Source organism: Halobacillus litoralis (assembly GCF_009856415.1).
In the GTDB taxonomy this organism is placed as follows: Bacteria; Bacillota; Bacilli; order Bacillales; family Halobacillaceae; genus Halobacillus; species Halobacillus litoralis_C.
The window spans coordinates 378,705-402,477 of sequence record NZ_WMEZ01000001.1 but is presented as its reverse complement, the minus strand read 5'-3'; the positions used below and the strand labels follow the sequence as shown (position 1 = coordinate 402,477).

At 45.7% G+C, this 23,773-nt stretch carries 23 protein-coding genes; 5 read left to right on the top strand and 18 right to left on the bottom strand.

The genetic code is table 11. The features are described from left to right. The first annotated feature begins 24 nt into the window (after nucleotides 1-24). Nucleotides 25-207: a hypothetical protein gene (locus GLV98_RS19945; protein ID WP_202409942.1), complete on the top strand. Its 183-nt coding sequence runs from the start codon at nucleotides 25-27 to the stop codon at nucleotides 205-207. Nucleotides 208-331: 124 nt separating this feature from the next. On the opposite strand, the gene GLV98_RS02185 is transcribed toward GLV98_RS19945, so the two are convergent. From GLV98_RS02185 to bglX, 17 genes are all read right to left on the bottom strand, one after another. Continuing rightward, nucleotides 332-559, bottom strand: a complete 228-nt coding sequence (locus GLV98_RS02185; RefSeq protein WP_160911660.1) for a hypothetical protein — start codon at nucleotides 557-559, stop codon at nucleotides 332-334. Between the two features lie 328 nt (nucleotides 560-887). Beyond that, nucleotides 888-1,184 (bottom strand): hypothetical protein, encoded by a 297-nt coding sequence (locus GLV98_RS02180; RefSeq protein WP_160911658.1) that lies wholly within the window; start codon nucleotides 1,182-1,184, stop codon nucleotides 888-890. Between the two features lie 159 nt (nucleotides 1,185-1,343). Next, nucleotides 1,344-3,518: a malate synthase G gene (locus tag GLV98_RS02175; RefSeq protein ID WP_160911656.1), complete on the bottom strand. Its 2,175-nt coding sequence runs from the start codon at nucleotides 3,516-3,518 to the stop codon at nucleotides 1,344-1,346. A 25-nt stretch (nucleotides 3,519-3,543) separates the two neighbouring features. Next, nucleotides 3,544-3,714 (bottom strand): DUF1427 family protein, encoded by a 171-nt coding sequence (locus GLV98_RS02170; protein WP_160911653.1) that lies wholly within the window; start codon nucleotides 3,712-3,714, stop codon nucleotides 3,544-3,546. Between the two features lie 21 nt (nucleotides 3,715-3,735). Next, nucleotides 3,736-4,812 (bottom strand): S-methyl-5-thioribose-1-phosphate isomerase, encoded by a 1,077-nt coding sequence (mtnA, locus tag GLV98_RS02165; protein ID WP_160911651.1) that lies wholly within the window; start codon nucleotides 4,810-4,812, stop codon nucleotides 3,736-3,738. A gap of 13 nt (nucleotides 4,813-4,825) precedes the next feature. Next, nucleotides 4,826-5,428, bottom strand: coding sequence for a class II aldolase/adducin family protein (locus GLV98_RS02160; RefSeq protein ID WP_160911649.1), 603 nt, complete (start codon nucleotides 5,426-5,428; stop codon nucleotides 4,826-4,828). Next, nucleotides 5,425-6,870 carry an amidohydrolase family protein gene (locus GLV98_RS02155; RefSeq protein ID WP_160911646.1) on the bottom strand — a complete coding sequence of 482 codons (1,446 nt, stop codon included), beginning with the start codon at nucleotides 6,868-6,870 and terminating at the stop codon, nucleotides 5,425-5,427. The genes GLV98_RS02160 and GLV98_RS02155 overlap by 4 nt, the downstream gene beginning before the upstream one ends. Nucleotide 6,871: 1 nt before the next feature. Next, nucleotides 6,872-7,672 (bottom strand): MTAP family purine nucleoside phosphorylase, encoded by an 801-nt coding sequence (locus GLV98_RS02150; protein WP_160911644.1) that lies wholly within the window; start codon nucleotides 7,670-7,672, stop codon nucleotides 6,872-6,874. After that, nucleotides 7,669-8,550 (bottom strand): nucleoside phosphorylase, encoded by an 882-nt coding sequence (locus tag GLV98_RS02145; RefSeq protein WP_160911641.1) that lies wholly within the window; start codon nucleotides 8,548-8,550, stop codon nucleotides 7,669-7,671. Before GLV98_RS02145 ends, GLV98_RS02150 begins: the two co-directional genes overlap by 4 nt. Then, complete coding sequence (locus GLV98_RS02140) at nucleotides 8,534-9,400, bottom strand: energy-coupling factor ABC transporter ATP-binding protein (protein WP_160911639.1); 867 nt, start codon at nucleotides 9,398-9,400, stop codon at nucleotides 8,534-8,536. The genes GLV98_RS02145 and GLV98_RS02140 overlap by 17 nt, the downstream gene beginning before the upstream one ends. A gap of 21 nt (nucleotides 9,401-9,421) precedes the next feature. After that, the gene (locus GLV98_RS02135) at nucleotides 9,422-10,270 is read right to left on the bottom strand and encodes an energy-coupling factor ABC transporter ATP-binding protein (protein WP_160911637.1); all 849 of its coding nucleotides are present in this window, start codon (nucleotides 10,268-10,270) and stop codon (nucleotides 9,422-9,424) included. Then, complete coding sequence (locus GLV98_RS02130) at nucleotides 10,270-11,163, bottom strand: energy-coupling factor transporter transmembrane component T family protein (protein ID WP_160911634.1); 894 nt, start codon at nucleotides 11,161-11,163, stop codon at nucleotides 10,270-10,272. Before GLV98_RS02130 ends, GLV98_RS02135 begins: the two co-directional genes overlap by 1 nt. A gap of 21 nt (nucleotides 11,164-11,184) precedes the next feature. Continuing rightward, the gene (locus GLV98_RS02125) at nucleotides 11,185-12,222 is read right to left on the bottom strand and encodes a LacI family DNA-binding transcriptional regulator (RefSeq protein ID WP_160911632.1); all 1,038 of its coding nucleotides are present in this window, start codon (nucleotides 12,220-12,222) and stop codon (nucleotides 11,185-11,187) included. A gap of 228 nt (nucleotides 12,223-12,450) precedes the next feature. Next, nucleotides 12,451-13,230 carry a fumarylacetoacetate hydrolase family protein gene (locus GLV98_RS02120; RefSeq protein WP_160911630.1) on the bottom strand — a complete coding sequence of 260 codons (780 nt, stop codon included), beginning with the start codon at nucleotides 13,228-13,230 and terminating at the stop codon, nucleotides 12,451-12,453. After that, the gene (locus GLV98_RS02115) at nucleotides 13,227-14,435 is read right to left on the bottom strand and encodes an NAD(P)-dependent malic enzyme (RefSeq protein ID WP_160911628.1); all 1,209 of its coding nucleotides are present in this window, start codon (nucleotides 14,433-14,435) and stop codon (nucleotides 13,227-13,229) included. Before GLV98_RS02115 ends, GLV98_RS02120 begins: the two co-directional genes overlap by 4 nt. 184 nt (nucleotides 14,436-14,619) lie before the next feature. Further along, nucleotides 14,620-15,237: an ECF transporter S component gene (locus tag GLV98_RS02110; protein WP_160911626.1), complete on the bottom strand. Its 618-nt coding sequence runs from the start codon at nucleotides 15,235-15,237 to the stop codon at nucleotides 14,620-14,622. 441 nt (nucleotides 15,238-15,678) lie between these two features. Further along, nucleotides 15,679-17,844: a beta-glucosidase BglX gene (gene bglX, locus GLV98_RS02105; RefSeq protein WP_160911624.1), complete on the bottom strand. Its 2,166-nt coding sequence runs from the start codon at nucleotides 17,842-17,844 to the stop codon at nucleotides 15,679-15,681. Nucleotides 17,845-18,071: 227 nt separating this feature from the next. Between bglX and GLV98_RS02100 the strand changes: the two genes are divergently transcribed. The 4 genes from GLV98_RS02100 to GLV98_RS02085 all read left to right on the top strand — a co-directional run bounded on the left by GLV98_RS02100 (nucleotide 18,072) and on the right by GLV98_RS02085 (nucleotide 22,167). After that, the gene (locus tag GLV98_RS02100) at nucleotides 18,072-19,304 is read left to right on the top strand and encodes a sugar ABC transporter substrate-binding protein (RefSeq protein ID WP_337193698.1); all 1,233 of its coding nucleotides are present in this window, start codon (nucleotides 18,072-18,074) and stop codon (nucleotides 19,302-19,304) included. Between the two features lie 77 nt (nucleotides 19,305-19,381). Further along, on the top strand, nucleotides 19,382-20,263 hold the full coding sequence (locus GLV98_RS02095; RefSeq protein WP_237417019.1) for a carbohydrate ABC transporter permease: 882 nt from the start codon (nucleotides 19,382-19,384) through the stop codon (nucleotides 20,261-20,263). A gap of 21 nt (nucleotides 20,264-20,284) precedes the next feature. After that, the gene (locus GLV98_RS02090) at nucleotides 20,285-21,115 is read left to right on the top strand and encodes a carbohydrate ABC transporter permease (RefSeq protein ID WP_160911621.1); all 831 of its coding nucleotides are present in this window, start codon (nucleotides 20,285-20,287) and stop codon (nucleotides 21,113-21,115) included. A gap of 62 nt (nucleotides 21,116-21,177) precedes the next feature. Then, nucleotides 21,178-22,167, top strand: coding sequence for a LacI family DNA-binding transcriptional regulator (locus tag GLV98_RS02085; protein ID WP_160911619.1), 990 nt, complete (start codon nucleotides 21,178-21,180; stop codon nucleotides 22,165-22,167). A 42-nt stretch (nucleotides 22,168-22,209) separates the two neighbouring features. On the opposite strand, the gene GLV98_RS02080 is transcribed toward GLV98_RS02085, so the two are convergent. Next, on the bottom strand, nucleotides 22,210-23,568 hold the full coding sequence (locus tag GLV98_RS02080; RefSeq protein ID WP_237417018.1) for a glucoamylase family protein: 1,359 nt from the start codon (nucleotides 23,566-23,568) through the stop codon (nucleotides 22,210-22,212). Nucleotides 23,569-23,773: the final 205 nt, after the last annotated feature.

Below are 23,773 nucleotides of genomic sequence, written 5' to 3'. Positions count from 1 at the left end.
CTACAAATATGGAGGTGATAGGTAGTGGCAAAGAACCAGATAAAGGCAGGAACCGAAGTCGGACAAGGAAGAATAGAGGAGCCGAAATCATTAAAGCCAGGACGTTCCGGAACAGATCCAAATAAAGTAAAGCAGGAAATTCAAAAGGATGTAGACGCAGGGATAGGCGCCATGACATCGCGTGAGGCAGGATCCATGAAAGACTAAAGAACCACTATTTTGTGGTTCTTTTTTTACATACTTATTTCTTGTAAATCTCAACGATTCTAAGATATCTTCTCTAGTTTCCGCTAGAGCAACCGTACATTCACCATATTTCGATGACTGGATTTCAAGGTGTCTTTTTATACTTCTTCCACTTGTTATAAGGGGTTACCGACAAAATATTGGCGAGCTTGAATGACCGCACCGTCTTACGTGTATAACAATAAGCCAGGACGGTCTCCTCTTTGATAGATACTACGCGGATGACCCGGTGTGAGATCTTCCCTTTGTCAGCCATGTAGATGAGTTCCAGTTGTTGTTTCTCCTCTAAACCCCTTCTCAATACGCCATTCATTGATGATCACTTCCTTAATATAAATACGAACGTTTGTTCTAATTATGTATATGTTACCACACGCGCATTAGAAGTAAACTGGTAAATGAAGGTCTTTAATCATGCTAAAAATATGGATGAAATCCTGGGGAGTACAGTACAGAAAGGTAAGTATGCTCAAGCATCTCCTCACCTAAAGTAGATAAAATTCAGTGGATGACCTGATAAATTGAAAGTTTTTCGAGCTCAAAAGTGACAAAGAATATTACTCCTAAAAAAGTCCACAGGACGAAATATTCCCCGGCAGAGGCCAGGGATTTTCTGACGTACGACGATGCTTTGTTATCAGTTATTCAACCATTTCCCGATTATCGTCATTATTGTTTCTTTCATCAAAAGGGTCCTCAAGATCAATTTCCCTGTCACCAAACTCAATCTCCTGGTCCTCTCTATCGATGATCGGATAATCAACATCAGGCCTCGTATCCTCGCCGTTATCTCTGTCCAAACGGTTTCTTTGATCGTCCTGGTCATAACGTGTCGGCTGGTAATTCACATCTTCCGGTTCATTTGGTTCGTTGCCAGCGCAACCGTTCAAAATAGCTGCAATTAAAATGCCTAATAAAATCGGTCCTTTGATCTTCATGCATTCACCTCCTGTTTCAACCTCTAATATTTACTAAAAGCCACTTTATAATGCTCATCTCATGGAAAAAACAATCGCGTACTTTCTTTACAGTGAGGAAAGTATAACGTTCACAAAAAAAGCTTAAGGCTGCAATTAGCCTTAAGCTCTTCCTTCTGATTAGATATAAACGTTTTCCTTCAGCTCTCTTCTCCGCTGATGCAGAATCGGTTCGGTATAACCATTCGGCTGTTTGGTCCCTTCAAAAATCAAATCTCTCGCAGCCTGATAAGCAATCGATTGTTCGTAATCAGGAGTCATCGGTCTATACTCGGAATCATGAGCGTTTTGTTCATCTACGACCTTGGCCATCTTTCTCAAGGTTTGTTCCACCTGTTCTTCGGTGACAATCCCGTGATGCAGCCAGTTGGACATATGCTGGCTGGAGATTCTTAGTGTCGCACGGTCTTCCATCAAGCCGATATTGTTGATATCAGGGACTTTGGAACAACCGACGCCATGGTTCACCCAGCGTACCACGTATCCGAGAATTCCCTGGGCATTGTTTTCAAGTTCTTGCTGGATTTCCTGCTCACTCCAGTTGGTCGAAGAGGCGACAGGCACTTGGAGAATGTCGTTGATGTTGTCTGTGATATTCTCAAGGATCTTTTCCTGTATCGCTTTTACATTGATCTCATGGTAATGAAGCGCATGGAGGGAGGCTGCTGTCGGTGATGGTACCCAGGCTGTATTCGCCCCTGCTATCAACTGACTTCCTTTTTGCTCCATCATGTTGTACATCAACTCAGGCATCGCCCACATCCCTTTTCCGATTTGAGCTTTGCCGATCAGTCCAGTTTCAATTCCTACATTGACATTGGACTGTTCATACGCCTGCAACCACGTGGATGTTTTCATTTCCTGTTTTCGAATCATCGCTCCCGCTTCCATGGAGGTATGGATTTCATCCCCTGTCCGGTCAAGGAAGCCCGTGTTGATAAAGACGATCCGCTCTTTTACTTCATGAATGCAGTTCTTTAGATTCAAGGTCGTCCGGCGCTCTTCATCCATCACCCCGATTTTAATGGTATGGCGCTCCAGGCCAAGCATGTCTTCAATCTTATTGAAAAGGCTATTCGCAAAAGCTACTTCTTTTGAACCATGCATTTTCGGTTTGACGATGTAGATCGATCCTTCAACAGAGTTCTGATATTTTCCATTTTGAAGCAGGTCATGTTTACCTAAGAGAGAGGTCACGACACCATCGACGATCCCTTCCGGCACTTCGTCTCCGTTTTTATCCAAAATCGCAGGGGTTGTCATCAAGTGGCCGACATTGCGGATGAACATCAGTGAACGACCTTTGAGCACCCTTTCGCCACCTTCAGGAGTGGTGTAACTGCGGTCAGGTTGAAGATGACGCGTCACTTCTTTGCCCCCTTTATTGAAGGAAGTGGTCAAGTCCCCTTTCATGAGACCAAGCAGATTTCGATAGACGAGCACCTTGTCCTCGGCATCGACGGCTGCGACGGAATCCTCACAGTCCATGATCGTTGTAGTCGCTGATTCAACGAGCACATCTTTCACTCCAGCCGGATCATCCTTGCCTATTGGGTGATCCGGATCCAGTTGAATTTCTACATGCAGCCCGTGATTTTCAAGCAGGATAGCAGAAGGATCATCGGGGACACCCTGGTACCCTTTGAACTTCCCAGGATCGACCAATCTTCTCTCTGAGCCATCGCTGAGTGTTGCACTCAGCTCTCCTCCCGTCACCTTGTATGTAATCACATCTTTATGAGAGGTTTCTGCCAAAGGAGCGATCCGGTCCAGGAATTCCTTGGCATACGTGACGACTTTCTTTCCTCTTACCGGGTTATAGTGACTTCCCTGCTCCGCTCCATCATCTTCACTGATGACATCTGTCCCATACAAGGCATCATATAGACTTCCAAACCTTGCATTGGCTGCATTCAGTGCATAGCGAGCATTATCGACTGGAACAACTAATTGAGGGCCTGCTTGGTGAGCGATTTCGTGGTCTACATTTTCCGTCGTTACCTTGAAGTCATCCACTTTCGGTTCAAGGTAGCCGATTTCCTCGAGAAACCCTTTATACTCTTCAAATTCATAACCAGCGTTATTTTCCTTGTACCACGTATCCAGCTGGTTTTGAATAGCGTCGCGCTCTCCAAGCAGCGATTGGTTGACTGGCGTCAATTCATCCAGCAAAGTTTCAAAATCACTCCAAAATTGTTCGTCCGCCACACCACTCTCTGGAAGAGCTTCAGAAACAATGAATTCATACAAGGCTTGATCTACGTTCAAATTACCGATTTTCACATATTGACTCATGAGTCCTTCCTCCTTTATATCTTTGTTACTGTACTCTCATAAAAAGCATTTCGATGATTTTACCGCCGATATACACCCCTGCTACACCAAGCACACCAGCGAGAACAGGAGGGGCAGGTAAAGGAAGTTTGATCAATTTGAAAACGACACCGATGAAGATTCCTGCCATCAACGCGAGAATCGCTTCTTTTACCATAAGAGTTCCTCCTTCCTGTACTTACTGAGAGACTTTATCCGCCTCGGCATTCACTTTCTTCAAGTTCGTTGAGTAAGGGGCCGAGATTACACCTTTTTCAGTAATGATCCCGCTGATCAACGCATTCGGCGTAATATCAAATGACGGGTAGAGGGCATCCGTTCCTTCAGGGGCGATGGCGATACCTTTCAGGTGGGTGACTTCGCTGGCATCACGCATTTCCACCTCAATATCGGCTCCACTCGGTGTTTCGAAATCAATCGTATGACTGGAGGTGGCTGTATAAAACGGGATATGATGTTCTTTAGCGGCCAGTGCGTGCATGTACGTGCCTACTTTATTGGCTAAATCCCCGTTTGCCGACACACGGTCTGAGCCTACAACGACCTTATCGATCCTCCCTGTACTCATACAGAACCCGGACATATTATCCGTGATCAGCGTATGTGGAATCCCGAATTTTTTCAGTTCATAGGCCGTAATGCGGGCGCCTTGCAAATAGGGACGTGTTTCACAAGTGATCACATGGATGTTCTTCCCCTGCTCGTGGGCCGTACGGATGACAGATAAAGCCCGGCCTCCATACCCGGCTCCACCTAAGGCCCCGGAATGACAGTGGGTCATAACCGTATCGCCGTCTTCGATCAACTCGGCTCCGTTTCGCCCGAGTTCATATTCAAAGGCAAGTTGGCGTTCCAGAATCTCTACAGCCTTCGCTTCCATCACCTCGATAAGCTCCTGCCCAGCCCCCTTGATGGCGGCCGTCATTTCATCAACCGTCTTCATTAAGTTCACAGCTGTCGGGCGTGTGCTTTTTAACAAAACCCCCGCTTCCTTAACAGCTTCTGGATCGCCATTAGAGACAAGGGCCGCTAAGTAAAGGCCATAAGCCCCACAGATGCCGATCGCACCTGAACCGCGGATTTGCATGGAACGAATCGCTTCCCCTAAATCTTCGACTGTGGAACAAGTCATAATCTCTTCAGAAAAAGGCAGCTTTGTCTGGTCGATGACTTTTAAGGTCCCCTCTTCGAACCAAATCGGAAGAGCGAGATTTTCTTCTTGATAACGCTGCACCAATTGTTGAATATCCGTCATGATAATCCCCCCATTAGTTTGTGACCGGAACACCTGCACGTAATTGAGTTAGTATGAACGCCTGTTTGGCTGTTGCTTCGGCAAGATCGACGACGTTGTAAGCCGCTTCGAGCGTCGGCCCGACGGAGCAGACACCATGATCCTTCATCAGCGTGATTTTGATATCCGGGTACTGGGTGAAAACGTCTGTCACATGTTGCGCAAGTTCCTTGGACCCTGATGGTGCGACGTCCGCCACCGGTACATGTCCGAGAAGTTTTCTCGCCGTCACGGTAGGAAGAGGAAGCTCTTCCCCTAAGCAGGCATAGCCAATCGCGTAGTTGGGATGGCAGTGGACGACCGCGTTGACGTCAGGGCGGACTTTATAGACACCAAGGTGAAAACCGATTTCTTTCGAAGGCTTTCCTTGGCCTTCGATGACCTCTCCGTCCATATTGACAACGAGGGCATCTTCCCTGCTCACTTCCCCGAGGCTGACCCCGCTTCTTTTAATCAGCACATAGTCTGTCCCTGGAATTCTCACACTGATGTTTCCACCTGTCGCCTGGGTGAACCCTTTTTGATAAACCTTATGGGATACATGCTGCAGTTCTTTTTTCAATAATTCATAACTCATCTTTCATTCCTCCCGTTATAAAAGTGATGATAAAACCTTTCCACATGGACCCTAAGTCTGTCCGCGAATGCAACAGCTTCTGCACTGTTTTCAAGAAGCGTTTCTGCTCGTTCCTGCACCCGCTGAATCACTTGTTTCTCATCAAATGAGGTGATCTGGTTATTCTTCATTACCCATTCTCCCTGGATCATGACGGAATCGACGGAAGAACCGTTTTCATGGAAGACCAGCTGGGTGACGGCATCGTGAGTACTCGCCCATGTGGTCGTGTTTTTATTAAGGAAAACAAGATCGGCGTCAAAACCTTCTGCGATCTCACCTTTTCGATTTTCATTTCCTAAGACACGGGCCCCTTGCCCAGTGGCCATGTTAAAAACTTGTGAAGCATTCAGCCATTTTCCTGGATCCCTCTCGCCTATTCTTGACATCATGGCTGCCAGTTTCATCGTTTCAAAGGGACTGTGCGTCGTTCCGCAATTGGAAGCATCGGTGCCTAATCCAACAGGGAAACCTTTTTGTAAATAATCAAAGACCGGCGCTTGTCCACTGCCCAAAATCATGTTACTTGCCGGGTTATGAACGATTGATACGCCTCGGTCCTTGAGGAGATCCATTTCCCATTCATCAACCCAGATCGCATGGGCGGCGGTGAGGCGCTCATCGAGAATGCCGGCCTGATCCAAGTGTTTAAGCACGCCGCCGTCCCCATAATGGCGCCTTCCGTAATCTCTTTGGATTTTCGTTTCCAAGAGATGGGTATGGATAGGGATGTCATAGGTCCTGCTGAGATGATCACACAATTCCAACGCTTCAGCGGTACACCTTTGCGGGGCATTCGGACCGACCGTCAGCTGGATCCGTCCCTCTTTTCCATGCCACTTCTCGATCAATCCGCTGTAAAAGTCATTCATTTCCGCTGACGATCGGCGCGGGGCTTCCAGTATCCTTCTTAGATCATCAGGTAAATCCAATTGAAGAAAGTGATGATCCGGCACATCGTGAATCATCGGAGCGAAGGATACCTGCATCCCTGATTCCAGATAGGCTCCCAATGCGCTTTCCGATTTCGGAATGTGCGGGAAGTGGTCCAAACAGGAAGTCACCCCACTTCGGATCATTTCTGCTGCTCCCAGCAAGACGGCCAGATAGATATCTTCATCTGTTAAGGAATGGCCGTAAGCCACGGTATATAACGACCATAGCTCTAAAGGAAGGTCGGTTTCTGTACCTTTGAGCAGGTTGGAATACGAGTGATAATGCGCATTCGTCATACCAGGGATGATTAACTGCCCGCTGGCATCGATCTCCCGGGTGTCAGGGCTGCCGAGATAAGATCCAGAAGGGAAAATCTTTTCAATTTTCCCTTCGTTGATCAGAATGTCTCCCCTCTTCACTGCACCTTCCTTGTCGATCCATTCCGCCTGTCTGATGACAAGGCTCATTTTACGCCTGCGTCGCTTCTAACTTTTCAAGTTTTGCTTCACGTGCCTTCAACGCTCTCGCATAAGCTTCATGCGCGATCGATGGTTTGTCATCGGTCGCCAGTTCAATCGTCTTCAGGAAAAGGTCTCTGATTTTTTCCTGGTTCTCAATGACGACATTTTTATGTGTATCAAGATCCGGTGGAACGTCCGTCGTTCCTGCCGCGAGGTCTGTCGACATCGTAACGACCGCATAGGCGATGCCGAGTTCTCTTGCCAGAATCGCTTCTGTCGCATTCGTCATGCCGACAACATCCATCCCCCACTGCTTGTAGATGTTGATTTCCAATGCCGTTTCATAACGGGGACCGTCCACACAGATGTAGTTCGCTTTTGGTGTGATTTCCATGTCAAGCTCCTTGGCAGCCTCTAAGAATGTCGCATTCAAATCCGGACAGTACGGCTGCGTGATTTCCACGGAGTATTTATCATAAGTCGAAACACGTTTCGTCGTGACGTCCATAAATTGATCCAGGAGGGCAAGCGCCCCGACCGGGATGTCAGGATTCAAAGAACCGACCGCACACATCGCAAGCACGTGGTCTGTACCGAGCTGTTTCAAGGCCATCATGTTTGCCCGGTAATTGATTTGGTGGGCAAGGCTGTCATGAGATTTCCCGTGCCTCGGAAGGAAATAGATTTCTTTTCCTGCATGCTCCCCTTCATAAACAACGACATCTCCGTATTCTGTAGAAACCTGCACTTCCTTCATGCCATCAACTAAATTGTAAAAGCCTGTGCCTCCGACGATTCCGATTTTCATAAAACACTTCCTCCTTCAATTTTGGATTGTTGCGTTAATAACGATGGGTAAAAGTAAGGCTTGCCTGAATCTTTCTTCAACTGATCCCAGTGGCTCAGGATTTTGATCGCTTCTGTCGCCACTGCGATCGATTGTTCCACGCCTTCTCCCTTATATTCGAATTCATCTTTCACTCTGTTGGCGACCGCTGTGAAAATAGCTCCCGCCCTCAAATTGAACAAACTGCTCAAGGTCAGAACCGTTGCGGCTTCCATTTCAAAGTTCAGAACACCGGCCCGCTGCATATCATCCATGATCGTGTGCATCCAGCTTTGATTATAATTGTTGTACCCTGGGCGTCCTTGGCCACAGAAGAAGGAAGCGGCTGTGTAGCCGATGCCCACATGATAAGTTACGCCTAATCGTTCAGCGGCCTCGATTGTCGCCATCACGACTTCCTGGTTGGCAATCGCCGGGAACTTCTGATCGACATATTGATCGCTCGTCCCATCATAGCGGACAGCACCGGCACAGATGATCAAGTCTCCTGGTGCGATCTCCTCCTGCATCGCCCCACATGTTCCGACACGAAGGAAGGTTTCCGCCCCTACTTCAGCAAGCTCTTCCAAGGCACTGGCCGTTGACGGTCCACCCGCTCCCGTCGAGCAGGCGGAGATTCCTACGCCTCCGACTTTCCCCGTGTATGTAACGTGTTCACGGTAAGTCGCGATATGTTCTTTTTCATCCCAAAGCTGAGCCATCTGTCCGACACGTTCCGGGTCTCCGGGCAGCAAGACATATTTCTCTACATCACCGGGACGGCACCGAATGTGATATTGTGATTGATCCGCTGATTCTGGTCGATTTGCTTTTGCTTTCCATTTAAGATCCTGAGCCAATTTGAACAGCCTCCTCTTTTTTCTCTTCGTTTGGTTTGTTTTCTTTGATCCATGAAAGGATAGAATCGATGGTTAAATAGGTTTTATTTGCATCCAGATTTGATAATTGGTTGGCGAAGCTTGTAATTTGTGGTGGCTGCAGGCCCGCCTCTTCCATCACGCCTTTGTGGGAAAAAACGACATCCGCCTGGTCATCCGCAATCTTTTTGCTCTGGTTCATGACGACGGTTCGGCAATTCAATTCACCGATAAGGTGCATATCGTGGGTAATCAAAACGACGATGTGGCCATGCTCTTTGAACATCCTCACTAAATCGAGGACACGTTTACAACCTTTATGATCCTGACCCGTCGTCGGTTCATCCAGGACGATCACTCTAGGGGATACCGCCATGATGGATGCCATCGCTACTTCTTTCCGCTGACTGGAATTCAAATCAAAGGGATTATCATCGAGCCTGTCCTCCAGTTCAAACAGCTCAATGGCTTTGTTGACCCTTTCCTCGATCTCACTTTCAGACATTTTCAAATTGGTACAGCCATATTCCAGCTCTTTTCTCACAGAAGGAAGAAACGTCTGGTGATTCGGATTCTGGAACACATATCCGACTAAGCTTGAGAGCTTCGATATTTTCTCCTTTTTCGTATTCAACCCACCTACGGTAATTTCACCTTTCGTAGGCGTCAACAGCCCGTTGAAGTGCTTCACGAGCGTCGTTTTCCCAGAGCCATTACTGCCAAGGATCGCGACGACTTCTCCTTCATAGATATCGAGGTTGATATCTTTAATCGCGGTCACTCCGTTGGGATAAACATGAGAGACATTTTTCACAGACATGTATGGTTGCATCGCTTCTGCCCCCTCAAACAATTATTTGTTTGCGCTTTCATAAGATCGAACAGCTTTTTCAATGGTTGTCGCAAGCGCGGCATTCTTATGGAACGTCCGGTTATACTGTGATAAAAATTCGGTCACTTGCGGGGCGTGCAGGGTCAATTCATGCAGACGATCGATTTCTGTAAACACTTCTTCCGTCGTGCCGAACATTTTGACTTCCCCTTCATCCAAAACTAAGACCTTATCACAATACGCGGCGATTCTCTCTACCTCGTGGTCAATGATGATGCCTGTCATTCCATAGGCTTTCAAGTTTTTCAACACATCATAGACTTCATTCTTTCCTTTTGGATCAAGCATCGATGTCGGCTCGTCCATGATCATGATGGTCGGTCTCATCGCAAGCACGGCGGCGATGGCTAGACGCTGCTGCTGTCCACCGGATAAGGCAAGCGGGCTACGCTCTTCGAAACCTTCCAGACCGACTTGGGAGAGGGCATCTTTGATCCGCACAAGCATTTCATCACGCGGAACACCTAGATTCCCCATTCCAAAAGCGATTTCTTCTTCAATCGTCATCTGGCTCAATTGATTCTCAGGTTCCTGAAAGACAAAGCCGACATGTTCTGACATCGCCGCCACATCACTTTCGTGGACATTCATGCCTTTGACATAGATCTCCCCTTCGATCTCTCCCTGGATCACCTGGGGCACAAGGCCATTCACACACATGGCTAAAGTCGATTTACCGGCCCCTGTTGGACCGATGATGCCGAGGATCTCCCCATAGTCGATGGTAAAGTTGATGTTTTTCAAAACCGGTTCTTCTGTATCCGGATATTCAAATGTGAGATTTTTCACTTCAATCGCTTGTTCAGACATCAGTTCACACCTCCGAATTTCCCTTGAAATCGTTTGACCAGGAACTTAACGAGCATAAAGCCGCATACGACCCAGGTTCCAATAAGGGAGTAGGTTAATAGAGCGTCGGTTGTCCACTGAAAGGATCCCATCATGAACAACTTCAAGTAGATTTCAAAGACAAGGACAGCAAGCATCCCGAGGAGGAAAGAATAATCAAGGGATCCGATATTCGTCTCGCGGAGGCTTGTTTTGTTTCCTTTTCTACTAAAGGCTCGGCATTCAAGAACGTAAGAGAGTTGGTGCACTTTCATAAATGTAATGATGAACAATGGAGCAAACATGGGGACGAGATTCTTCACACGTTGAATAATGTTTCCTTTCACATCCAGACACCTCGCCTGTTGGGCTTCCATGACGATTTTCGCTTCACGGGCGATGATCGGGATGATCTGGAAGGTGGATAATAAGATAAACGCAAAAGAATGAGGGACTTTCCATTTCACAAGGGCTGACGCCATGTCAGATGGGTGGGTCGTCATGACGAAGAGAACAGCACCTGTACCGATAACGAGAATTCTGAAAGACATGACAGACGCATAAACCATCGACTCATACTTGAAAGTCAAGCCACCAAAAATTTCAAATACTGGTGTGACGCCGATCGGATTATAGATTCCATGAACAGTCATGATCAGGACGGCAAAAAGCAGCAAGAATTGAATGGAAATCAAATAGGGCTTAACGAGTTTCGCTATGACGACGAGCGGGAAAAGTGAAACCAACAATAAGAGCTGGAGGGCCGGGTCATTCATGATAAATGAACTGGCAACGACAAATGCTACAAAAATCATCTTCGTCCTTGGGTCCAAGCTATGAATCAAGCTATCTTTGGGCAAGTACAAACTATTCAAGCTTTTTCCTCCTTCGTATAGTTAGGATGGGTATTTCTGTACGAGGTCGTTCTCATCGACGACGGTTGTGGATCCCCTTTCGATCAGCGTCGGCTGAAAAGTGATCGTTTCCTTGAAATTCTTGTCTTCCTTTATGATTTGGACAATCAATTCCACAGTCTTCTCTCCCATATCCGCTGTCGGGGTGCGGATCGTCGTCAATTCAGGAGCCACAATTTCCGCGAATTGAGAATCATCAAAACCGATGACCGAAAGTTCTTCCGGAATTGATATGTTCAGCTCCCTTGCGGCCTTATAAATCCCGACTGCAATCGCATCGTTTCCGGCGAAGATGGCTGTGGGCCGGTCAGGAAGAGCTAGCAATTCCTTCCCTTGTTGGTACCCACTATGGATTTTGAATTCATCCAACCGCACATAATGATCGGTGGGCTGAAGACCATGATCTTCGAGTGCCTTGGAATACCCTTTATACCTTTCGACTGTGGCATACGAATCTTCCTGGCCACCGATATAGCCGATCCTCTCATGCCCATATTCCAAAAGGTGCTGGGTCGCTTGATAGCCACCTTCAAAGTTATCGACGAGGACTTCATCCAGCTTCACGTTTTCCACTTGGCTTCCTAACAAAATCATAGGAAGATCAGGGCGATTCTTCATCACTTCTCTGATGTTCCGATCATTCATTTCAGGGGTAGAAAAAATAATGCCGTCAATGCCTTTTCTCAACAGGAAACTCAGGTATTCTGCTTCTTTATCCAAATCATTGTCCGTATTACATAAGATCACGTTAAAGCCATGTTGATGAGCCTGATCCTCGATGGCCCGGGTCAATTCTCCATAAAAGATGTTTTTAATATCCGGAATGATCAACCCGAGGGTCGAGGTTTTTTTCTTAATCATGGCCGTTGCGACCATGCTCTTTTGAAACTTGAGTTCTTCTACCGCTTTGTACACTTTTTCTCTCGTGCTTACGCTGCAGTACCCACTATTATTCAATACTCTCGAAACCGTGGAGATGGATACATTCGCCGCCTTGGCTACATCTTTGATCGTAGTCATTGCCACCACTTCCTATCATTATGGAAACGTTTTTATGCGAAGGGATAAAAAATCAGCTTTCATCCCTTACGGAGTCGCATGCAAACGCTTTCTATTTGTGTCTATTATACGGGAAAGGAAGCGATTATTTCAATAATTTTCAGAAAATAAAGATATTTATTTTTACATTTTCCAGTGAATGCCTTTGTTAAGATGTGGAAACGTTTTTATAAACGGATAAAAAGAGACTCAGGAAACCGTTGTCTTCTGCTTTGCTTTACATACCAGGTTCTTAAGAGAGCCGATCCCATCAATGTGGCATTCGATTTCATCTTTCTCTTTCAAAAACTCCGCTCCAACCGGACTCCCTGTCAGAATGACATCCCCAGGTTGTAGTGTCATCACATGACTCAAATACGAAATCATCCGCTCGATGGTGACGATCATTAAATTTGTCGAACTGCTCTGCTTTCTCTCGCCGTTATGTACAGCTTCTACAACGGCCGTTTTATGGTCAAACTCTGTTTCTACAACAGGTCCGAGAGGCGTAAACGTATCGAAGGATTTCCCCAGCGTCCAATGACCGTTTTCATGGAAATATTGAGGAGCCGTTACATCATTCCCAATGGTATAACCGAAAATATGATTCTGCACTTCCTCTTCTTTCAGTCCACTGGCTTCTTTCCCGATCACAACCGCCAGCTCTGATTCAAACTTCACTTCATCAATGGTTTCAGGGACTTGAATAGCGTCTGAGGGACCAACGACAGAGCTGTTCGGTTTGAAGAAGAATACCGGCATATCAGGCCCTTTTTCCGTCAGGTCGTCCACCTCAGCTACATAATTCGCTCCGATCCCGATCACTTGGTTCGGCTCTAAGGGTGCCAGCCACTCGATTTCTTCTGTTGCATAGGTTTCACCTGTATATCCCCAGGCTTTAAAGACCTCCCCTGAAATTTCTTTCACTTCGCCATCTTCAAGGACCCCTTTTTTCTTCTCCCCTTGGATCGTAAAACGCATAAATTTCATCGTCTAACCTCCACTTTATCCATTATTTTAGTCTTTCTGGCTACGCCGCTCTGGATGGCAGCATCCGCTACAGCCCATGACACCCTATCAACGACACGTTCGTCTAAGGGGGCGGGGATGACATAATCCTTACTCAATCGCTCCTCATCCACCAATGAAGCAATGGCTTCAACAGCTGCAACCTTCATCTCCTCATTGATTTCTTTTGCGGAAACATCCAAGGCACCTTTGAAAATGCCCGGAAAGGCCAGCACATTGTTGATTTGATTCGGGAAATCCGATCTACCCGTTCCCATCACCGCGGCCCCCGCTTTTTCGGCTTCCTCAGGCATAATTTCCGGGATGGGGTTTGCCATTGCGAAAATGACAGGATCACGATTCATCGAAGCGACCATTTCCTTGGTGAGAGCTCCTGCTACAGAAACGCCGATAAAGACATCGGCCTCTTTCAGTACATCTGACAACTCTCCACTCACCCTTGTTTCATTAGTCAGGGCAGCGACCTCTTCTTTCAGAGGATTCATCCGGTAATGACGCCCTTCGTAGATCGCACCTCTCGAGTCACAGAGGATGACCTCCCCGACTCCCATATTGACGAGCAGCTTGACCACGGCTATACCTGCTGCTCCAGCTCCATTGATGACGACTTTCACATGCTCTAATTTCTTCTGAACAACTTTCAGAGCATTGATCAAACCGGCCGCAGTAACAATGGCCGTTCCATGCTGGTCATCATGAAAAACAGGGATATCAAGAGCCTCTTTCAACTTTTCTTCAATATAGAAGCAGTTCGGCGCGGAAATATCTTCGAGGTTGATTCCTCCAAAGGTCGTTTCTAACGCCTTCACAGCATCGATGAATGCATCAGGATCTTTACGGTCGATACAAATCGGAAAGGCATCGACCTCAGCAAATAGCTTAAATAGTGCCGCTTTGCCTTCCATCACAGGGTAGGAAGCACCGGCCCCTATGTCACCAAGCCCCAAAACCGCGGTTCCATTTGTGACAACGCCAACTAGATTTCCTCTCATCGTATAATCGTAGATGGCTTCTTCATTCTCATGGATTTCCTTACAAGGTTCTGCGACTCCAGGAGAATAGACTAAGCTCAAGTCTTCCTTACTTTCCACTGGCACTTTCACTTCCACACTAAGTTTCCCGCGATATTTTTGATGGAGCTCCAAAGCATCTCTGCGCAAATTCATCGGCACCCTCCTCATATAGTTGGAAAAGGACCCAATAGGCTACCACAGGTATTCGATCCTTTTCCGCACATTCAACCAAGTCATAACTTTTGATTTCTGCTCTCTTTTTCTATATCCTTACAAGTAAGTAATTGGAGCATCATACAACGCGATTTCCCAAATTTTGTTGTATTGATGTTCTTTTTTATGCCGTTTTCTTTTTGCTTGTACTATTCTTCGGAGCAATTCCGATTTTTTCTCTTATGTCTTTGGCATTTGGAAGGAAACGGACTGGGAAGATTTTAAGAATCATCCAGACGATGTAGAACGTCAACAATTTGTCAGCGACTGTTCCTGGGATGTTCGCAACAAATGCAGCATTGAATATTTCCTGCCCGGAAGCGATCAACCCTGCGGTCAATACATCCACGGTATGTCCTGAAAATCCACCAAAAGCATAAACCGATATGACAGTGGCGACTGCTGATGCTAAGATCCCCGTAACAGCACCTGCTGTCATGACTTTCCAAGCTTTCTTAAACCATCCTTTTTTATAGAAGAAGTAAGCCAAGAAAGCGACAAATATTCCGACAAGAGCAAAAGGTAAGTACGTCCAACGAACAATAAGAGCTAAAATTACGTTGGTCATCAAAGCGGTCGCAGCACCCCATAGCGGGCCTAAGACGATGGCATTAAGTACGGTACCGATATTATTCAGAAACAATGGCAGCTTGAGCATTTCTACAATCGAGTTCGCCACCCAGTTCAGTGCAATACCGGCGGGAATCATCGCAACAATGAAACTGGAATTCTTTTTCATCATGATTCGTTATGTCCCTCCTCTTTTTTAAAAGCGAATAGTTAAACCTCCTTTTTAAGATTCACCCCCTCTCACGATTTTCCCAAAAGACTTAAACATAAAAACGTTTCCACAAATTGACTTCATTACCCTTAAAACTTTATATGGAAACGCTTTCTTAGACTGAATTATACATAGAGTTGTTTGTAATTTCAACAATATTTTGAAAATAAAAATAATTTCAAGATATTACCTGTACTTATTCGACAAAATCTTACAAAATACCCTGATTTCTTAACTGATATTCGATCTATTCTATAAAAATATGGAAGTGAAAACTCTAAATGAGAGTTTTGATCTTCCTTTATTTATTATGTGGAAACCTTTTCCTACTGAGATTCAAACATGCATTTAAATTAAGCAAAAAATCCACACGGAAAAGATCCGTGTGAATTTTAATTGGTATTATTTTAGCTCAAGCGAAAAGCTCGAACTTTTAACATCACGGCTGTTCGGCCCTACGAAAACTTCAAACTCCCCGGCATCACTCTTATGTTCCATATTTGCATGATAATACCTGAGCTGCTCTTCTGTAAGAGTGAAATGGACGACCTTCTGCTCACCAGGATGGAGATAAACTTTTTCGAAATCCTTTAGCTCCTTCAGCGGGCGGACCACTTCTCCAACTAGGTCTCTTACATATAACTGAACGATTTCTTCTCCCGCATAGTCGCCTGTATTGGTCACTTGAATTGAGACTGTAAGTGATTCGTCCTGTAGGATCCGCTTCGAGGAGATCGTAAGTTCGTCATATATAAATCGGCTGTAGCTCATTCCGAAGCCGAATGGAAATAATGGTTCGTTCGGGATATCGAGATATTGAGAGACATAGCGCTCCTGCGCATCTGGCGCGCCTTTAGGACGGCCTGTATTGTAACGGTTGTAGTAGATCGGCACTTGTCCGACGGAATAAGGCATCGACATCGTCAATTTAGCCGAAGGGTTCACTTCTCCGAACAGGAGATCTGCGAGCGCGTTCCCACCTTCGGTTCCTGGATACCACGCTTCAATGACGGCATCGGCGTTCTCGATGACTTCGCGTAGATCAAGGGGACGACCATTGAAAAGGACGGCTGTGACAGGTTTACCTAAGGATTTGATTTTTTTCAAAAGCTCTAACTGGACCTCAGGAATCCGGATGTCTGCGCGGCACCCAGCCTCCCCGCTCATATCGGAATGTTCCCCGAGCGCTACAACGATGGATTCCGCCTGTTCTGCTTTTTGCAATGCGGCTTGCATTTGTTCGTCTGTTCCCGTTTCAATGCCGCATCCGGCTGATGTTAGGAGCTGATTTTCATTTAAGTATTGGGAGAGGCCGGCAGCAACGGTAATGGTATCATCGGCTGAACCTCCCCATGACCACGGCCCGAGGATATCGGTATTGTCGGCAAACGGACCGATCAATGCGACTTTCTGATCCTGCTGAAGTGGCAGAGTCCCTTCGTTTTTCAGGAGCACCATCGATTTGGAGGCCAGTTCACGGGAAGCTTTTCTGTTTTCAGCGGAGAGGATATAGGTTTCTTCCTCTTGTTCACTCGCTCCCCGGTAAGGATTATCGAACAATCCGAGTTTCTGTTTCAATTGCAGGATGCGCAGCACAGCTTCATCGAGGATGCTTTCTTCCAATGTCCCCTCCTCGATTAGTTCTTCTACATGATTGACGTAACAGGACGTCATCATTTCGACATCAACGCCTGCTTTCATCGCTTTTTCTGCGGCCTTTTTTTCATTCTCTGCGACGCCGTGAGGGATCAATTCCTTCACCGCTCCCCAATCAGAGATGAGCACACCATCAAAGTTCCATTCATCCCGGAGAAGTCCCCTCATTAACGGTTCATTTCCTGTCGATGGCATGCCATTTAAGATGTTGAAGGCTGTCATCACCATCTGAGCACCTTCATCTAACGCAGCCTTATAGGCGGGAAGGTAGTTTTCGCGCAGCTGCCATTCGGACATATCGACGGTATTGTAATCACGACCGCCCTCCGGCGCCCCATAGGCAGCGAAGTGTTTGACACATGAAGCTACTTTATGAAGATCATTTTCCAAATCTCCTTGAAAACCCCGGACGAACGATCGGGCGAACTGGCTGTTCAGGAAGGTGTCCTCCCCGGTGCTTTCCATGACACGCCCCCACCTCGGTTCCCGCGATAAATCGACCATCGGAGCGAATGTGACATGGACGCCGGCGACAGCCGCTTCTCTAGCTGCAATGGAAGCACTCTTTTCAGCCAGCTCCATATTCCAGGAGCAGCCGATCGCTAAGGGTACAGGAAAGATGGTCTTGAACCCATGAACGATGTCCGACATGAATAATAACGGAATCCCTAACCGGCTCTCTTCCATATGAACCTTTTGAATATTGATCGTTTCTTTCGCTCCTGAAGCTCCTAGTACCGAACCTGTACGTTTGATATCTTCCTCATCTATGTTCATATGAACCATCGGGCCCGTAATTTCCCCTCGATCTGAAGCCCCCTTAAAGAAAGGTGTGGCCAATTGTACGAGCTGCCCTACTTTTTCTTCTAATGTCATTTGATTCAATAAGTTTTCCAATTGTTGTTCTCCCATGAATGATCCCCCTCAATTGAGTGATTAGTGAAACGTTTCGAATAAATGTAATTGAAGTATAATCCCGCCAACTCATTCCGTCAACCTCTTTATATCAGCATTAAACAAGGTCATATTATTTTTATTAGAAAAATCAAAGAAGTAGTTGAAAGCGGATACAAAGTAAATTATAATACAGTTATCGAAACGTTTCAATAAACTTAAATTATTTAAAAGGGGTGCTTTAAGTGAAAGGAAAACTATGGTTGTTTATCGCAGTTGTTTTGACATCGTTGATATTGGCAGGATGCTCGGATAGTTCATCCTCCGAAGGGGATGAAAACACCGTAACCGTGTGGGCGATGGGTGAAGAAGGAAAAAAACTGAAAGAGTTCAGTAAAGATTTCGAAGAAAAGAACGAAGGTTTGACGGTCGATGTGCAAGCTATTCCGTGGGATACAGCCCATGACAAATTGTTGACAGCGGTTGCCTCAGGAAATGGACCCGATGTCGTTCAGCTGGGTACAACCTGGGTACCGGAATTCGCAGAAGCAGGAGCTCTACTAGACTTATCTGAATACATGGAAGACTACCCTAATTTTGCAAAAGAAAATTACTTCGATGGTTCTGTAACGACGATGGAACATGACGACCAGGTCGTAGGGATTCCTTGGTATGCCGATACACGGGTCATTTACTACCGGAAGGATATCTTGAAAGAAGCGGGTTATGAAGAAGCACCGAAAACGTGGGACGAGCTGAAGGATGCGGCTCAAACGTTAGCGGACCGTGGCGAAGATTCCTATGGTCTTGACATCGATCGAAATGATCAGATCACTCCATTCATTTTCGCGTGGCAGAATGGTTATGAAGCGAACCTTGAGGAAGGAGATTTGAATTTTGATTCTCCGGAATTCAAAGAAGCGATCAAGTATTATACGAGTTATTTTGAAGAGGGAATCAGTCAGAAGCAGGAAGGAAAAGACATCGTGGAAGCTTTCAAGGATGGCTCTAAACCGATGTTCTTCAGTGGCCCTTGGATGATCAATATCATCAATGACCAAGCTCCGGACCTTGAAGGAAAATGGTCGACAGCTGTCATGCCGACCAAAGAAACGAATACGTCCAGCATGGGTGGTGCTAATCTATCCATTTTTGAAAGCTCCGATAACGTGGAAGGCGCATTGAAGTTCATTTCCTATATGACGGATGTGGATACACAGTTGAGCTGGTTGGAAGAGTCCAACACCCTCCCTTCCCGTACGGAAGCGTGGGAAGATCCAGTGATGCAGGAAAATCCGATGTATGCAATATTCGGGGAACAGCTAGAGAATACGAAGCCTGGTTTGCAGACCGAACAGTTTGAAAGAATTGCACAAGAACTACTGGCTCATATCGAACGCATTACCGTAGGTGGCGCTGACGTAGAAAAAGAGCTTGAGGAGTTCAATCAGGAAGCTCAAAGCTTGATCGAAGAATAAAACACAACATGGAATGATGGAATGGAACCCCATTCCATCTTCTTTTATCCATGTCACGACAAGATAGGTGGGTTTTCATGAAATTAAAAAATAGACACCCTTATATGTTCATATCTCCAGCTGTTCTATTGTTATCATTATTCAGTTTGATTCCGATCCTTATTGCTTTTTTTATCAGCTTCACAGATATGAATTTGAAAGGCCTGGCCGATTGGTCATCTGTTTCATTTGTCGGCCTGGAAAATTACCAATCTCTATTCGCTGACGATAAATTTATCAAGTCCATTTTCAACACCATCTTTTATGTAATCATCGGTGTTCCATTAGTCATCATCTGTTCTTTGTCCATTGCTTTATTGCTCAATTACGGGACAAGCAAACTTTTCACGATGTTCCGGGCCGTTTATTATATGCCTTCCATCACAAATATTATCGCTGTCGCTGTTATTTGGGGTTATTTATACAATACAGAGTACGGCTTGTTTAATTATTTACTTTCTTTACTTACGGTTGAAAACGTTCCTTGGCTGCAAGAGCCGACCATCGCTAAAATCTCACTGATTATATTAGCGGTTTGGAAAGGGATCGGGATCAATATGATCATATTCCTCGCAGCTTTGCAGGGAATTCCGAAATCGTATTATGAAGCAGCCGAAATGGATGGAGCGAACCGCTTGCAGGTGCTTTTTAATGTGACGCTCCCCTTGTTGCGATACGCCACTTTCTTCGTGACCGTTACCACTCTGATCGGATGGATGCAATTTTTCGAAGAGCCATTCGTCATGACCGATGGCGGACCTTTGGATGGAACGATTTCCATTGCTCTCTTCATTTACAAAGAAGGTTTCCAATTCAGTGAATTCGGCTATGCGGCCGCTGCCTCCTTTGTGCTTTTCGCCATGATCATCATTGTAACGATGATCCAATTCAAGTTCAGAAAATCAGATACGGAATATTAATAGAAGGGAGTTCCAGAAGTTATGGCACTAGCGACTAAGAAAAACAAGTGGGAACAAGCGCTTGTCATCTTTATTATGGTAGCGGGAGGAGTTCTCGTTTCGATTCCATTCATATGGATGATCTCAAGCTCCTTCAAGCCTGAAAGTGAAGTCTTGTCCATCCCGCCAACCATCATCCCTGATAACCCGACACTTGATAATTATATCAACCTGTTCACCAATATGAATTTTGCCGTGTACCTGAGGAATACGCTCGTCATTGTGCTCTTCTCTTTCCTCGGATTATTGTTCAATGCGATGGCAGGCTATGGCTTCGCTAAATATAATTTCAAAGGCCGGGATAAGGTTTTTTATATCGTATTAGCTACAATGATGATCCCTGGTCAAGTAACCATGATCCCTGTGTATCTTTTGTTGAATGCTATGGGTCTTACAAATACGATGACTGGAATTATCTTACCAGGTTTAGCTGTTGCCTTCAGCATCTTTTTATTCCGTCAGTTTATGACGACGATCCCCGATGATTTAATTGAAGCGGCAAGGCTGGATGGAGCTGGAGAATTTTATATCTTTTTCAGGTTGGTCATGCCGATTGCAAAACCTATTTTTGCGGTGCAGGGGATTCTGACCTTCATCGCGGGGTGGAACAGCTTCCTCTGGCCATTGATTATCGCCAACGATGAGAGCCTTTACACCTTATCCGTCGGACTTTCCCTACTCCAGGGACAGTATGCAAATAATTTTGCTCTTCAAATGGCAGGGGCTGCTTTCATGGTCGTACCGATTATCATTATCTTCTCTTTTTTCCAGAAATACATTGTCGAAGGTTTTACGATGTCAGGAATCAAATAAGCCGGTTTTCTTGTAAAAACTGTTATAATTAAGTATATGAATAGACAGGTGGAGGATTTAAAATGGCTACAATTAAAGATGTGGCTAAGCGAGCAGGGGTTGCGCTTTCGACAGCTTCCTATGCGTTGAATGGCAATCAAAAAGTGAGTGCATCTACGATTGAAAAAGTGCTTAAAGCCGCTAGAGAGTTGAATTATCAGAAGAACGGGTTCGCTTCCGACCTGAAGCGGACCAAAACAAATACCATTGCCTTGATATTGAGTGATATGTCAGGGCCTTACTTTTCTGAATTGATCAAAGGTGTCCAGGAAGTGACAGCAAGTCATCAGTATGATTTGATCGCGTGCAGTTCCTTGGGTGGCGATCGTTCAACCGCTACGAAATTCCTGCGGGAGAAACGAGTGGACGGAGCGATCATCCTTGCGAATAATGTCAGCACCCAGTTGATTGAGGAGTCTGCACGTGAAGACTTCCCGATCATCGTGCTGGATCGTGAAGTCCAAAATCCTTTTGCGATCCATGTGAAAGTCGATAACCGCCATGGCGCCTATCAAGCCACGGAACATTTGATTGAAAATGGTCACCGAACGATCGGGTATATCAGCGGTCCCCACGATTCCCATGACAATGAGGAACGGTTCAAAGGCTTTTCAGATGCCTTGAAAGACCATGGGATCACGTTCCAATCCCGCTTTAAAATAAGTGGGAATTTCACTCGTGATGGCGGATACCGGGCAACTAAAATGCTCATTGCCCAGCAGCAACTGCCAGATGCGCTGTTTTATGCCAATGATGAAATGGCAATCGGCGGCCTTCAGGCGTTCTCAGAAAAAGGGATATCCATTCCGGATGACGTTTCTATCGTCGGATTTGATGACATCCAGTTATCTGAGTATGTAAACCCACCATTGACGACCGTCAAGCAACCGAAGTATGAAGCAGGAGCTTTAGCGGTCCATACCATTTTTCAAATGCTCGCAGGAGAGCAGGTTGATCAGTCGTTTGATCTTTCCACAGAGTTTGTGAAACGCTCTTCTGTAAGAAGCAAATAAAATAACCCGGTGAGTCTCTCTTGAGAGTCACCGGGTTTTTTATTATTTGATGGAGAATTCTTCTTTGATCAGTAGATCTTCAGGACCGTGTCCAATGGCTGATTCATGGAAATAATCTCTGATCACCCCATCTTTGAGGTAATTGATGATCGAAACCATCGTCATGCCCTGGTCGAGAGCAAGATAAGCGTTGGTCACTTCCCCTGTTTCTACATTGACAGAATCTAAGAAACCATACTTGCTATAAGTATCGAAACGTTTCAATTTCTGGATGTTCTTGAATGCTTCCATCGGTGCATATTCAAGAGCCAGGAAAGTGGCGTGAGGGGTTACCGTGCCGTCTGATTTATATCCATCCATACCAAGTGGTGTAGCAGCGAATTCAGAATAATCCTCTGGCGTCGCGGCAGGGGACATTCCCCAAGCAGCGTACCCTTCCTCTTCGGCATATTGTATTTGGATTTCAGCATGACGTTTATTGTTCAGTCCGAGTGCATCTTTGCCCAGTTCTTTTTCTTTTAATACAAGAGGTGGCATGAGAGCTTCGAACATGCTTCCACCCCAGCTTGGTACATATTTTTTACCATTATAAGTATAGTGGCCTTCAAACACTTCCACACCATCATACGTTGTCGTATATCCTTCCGGCTTCTGTGCTTGCCAATCCCAGCTGTCAGGCATCGTGCGGTACATCTTCCACCAGTGTTCTTTAGGAACATCCCCTTTACCGATCGCGATGTAGCTGGCGACACGAGGTTCCGTGTAGAACGCTCCGTAATGGTGGGAGGTATAGCTTTCTGCTGCGACATCATAGCCTCCTCTCATCTGCCCGACTTCAGGCGTATAGAGCGTGGAATAATCCATGTCCTGCACGATCTCGTTGGACTGATCATAGAGTTCCGGGTACGCTTGTCCGACGACGATCAACCCTGCAGACAGCCAACCATTGTCTACCGTTGAAATGAACTCGCCCCAGTCCGTATATAGAGATCCATCTGAGGTGTTGTACCAGTTATAAAACAAGCCGTTCCATTTTTCCATATCTTCAAGAGTCGTTAAAGTCGTTTTGATTTTATCAACCGCTGAATCACGGGAAATGTGCCCCGCTTCTTCTGCAGCAATCGTGCTCATCATGTAGATGCCGATATTTGTTGGCGAGGTGTGTTTCTGTGCCGTCATCTCCCCGTTCTCATCATATCTGACAGCATCATAAGTGAGTCCTGTTTCCTCCACTGTAAAATCTTCAAAATACCGGTACGTTTTCTTTGAAATCGCTTCCAATTGTTTGGATAAAGCAATCTCTTTACCTTTTGGTGACTGTTTAGCCAGAGACGTGGCTGGGACGGTTACACTCATCATTAGGATAAGTGCCAGGAATAAAAGTGAAACCTTCTTTTTCAAAAAAACACTCCCTTTCAAAGTTTGGTGAAACGTTTCGATTAAAGTGTACAAGACTATTGGATATTGGTAAATACGATAATAGTAGTAATTGTCGTAAATTTCAGATAGTTATTGGGATGAAAGTAATGGTTAATTTTTCTATAGGCAATCACTTACCATTTCGAAGGAATCAAAACTGGTGCTAGTGTGTATTCGTTTATCAGTT